The organism is Vallicoccus soli, from assembly GCF_003594885.1.
Classification (GTDB): Bacteria; Actinomycetota; Actinomycetes; order Motilibacterales; family Motilibacteraceae; genus Vallicoccus; species Vallicoccus soli.
This window is the reverse complement of record NZ_QZEZ01000019.1, coordinates 1-679: the sequence shown is the minus strand read 5'-3', so window position 1 is coordinate 679 and position 679 is coordinate 1. Positions and strand designations below refer to the sequence as shown.

The 679-nt window shown below is 77.5% G+C and carries 1 protein-coding gene and 2 pseudogenes; 2 read left to right on the top strand and 1 reads right to left on the bottom strand.

The features are described 5' to 3' along the window. Window positions 1-34: 34 nt before the first annotated feature. Window positions 35-346 (top strand): annotated as a pseudogene (locus D5H78_RS20575) (hypothetical protein); the annotation flags it as partial. Here the strand turns inward: D5H78_RS20575 and D5H78_RS20390 are convergent. Next, window positions 274-453, bottom strand: a complete 180-nt coding sequence (locus D5H78_RS20390; RefSeq protein ID WP_281268727.1) for a hypothetical protein — start codon at window positions 451-453, stop codon at window positions 274-276. The pseudogene D5H78_RS20575 and the gene D5H78_RS20390 overlap by 73 nt on opposite strands. 14 nt (window positions 454-467) lie before the next feature. On the opposite strand from D5H78_RS20390, the pseudogene D5H78_RS20170 reads away from it, so the two are divergent. Continuing rightward, a pseudogene (locus D5H78_RS20170) lies at window positions 468-679 on the top strand (hypothetical protein); the annotation flags it as partial.

The window sequence follows — 679 nt, the reverse complement described above, 5'->3', positions numbered from 1 at the left end:
GGACCGGCGTACGCGGGCGCAGCGGGCGGCGGACGTGCTGGTGCAGCTGTGCACCTGGGCGCTGGGCGCTCAGGTGCCGGGGGTGCGGTTGCCGTCGGAGCCGACGCGGTACCCGCAGGTGACGCTCACGGTGGACCTTGCGCGGCTGCGTGCGGGTCTGGCCGAGGCCGGCACCCTGGACGCGCTGGACGGGCTGGACGCGCTGGACGGTCTCGATGGTGTCGCCGGCCCCACCGGTCGGGGTGCTGGGGTGGGGGCGGGGTTGAGCGCGGGTCAGGTGCGGGCGTTGGCGTGCGGGGCGCAGGTGCTGCCGGCGGTGATGGGCGGGGCCTCGCAGCCGTTGGACGTGGGCCGGGCGCGAAGGTTGGCGACGCGGGCGCAGCGGGCGGCGTTGGGGTTGCGGGACCGGGGGTGCGTGATGCCCGGGTGCGTGGTGCCGGCGGCGGGGTGCATCGCGCACCACGTGCGTGCGGGGGTGGGCGCAGCAGGGGTCGACGGACCTGGCGAACCTGGCGTTGCTGTGCCCGGCGCACCACACCCAGGTCCACCTGCAGCGGTGGAACCTGCGCCTGCGCGAGGGTCGGGCCGGCAGCGTGGTGGAGGTGGTGCCGCCGCGGTGGGTCGACCCCGAGCAGCGGCCCCGCCGCCACGAACGCCACCTCGCCCAGCGCCTCACCCG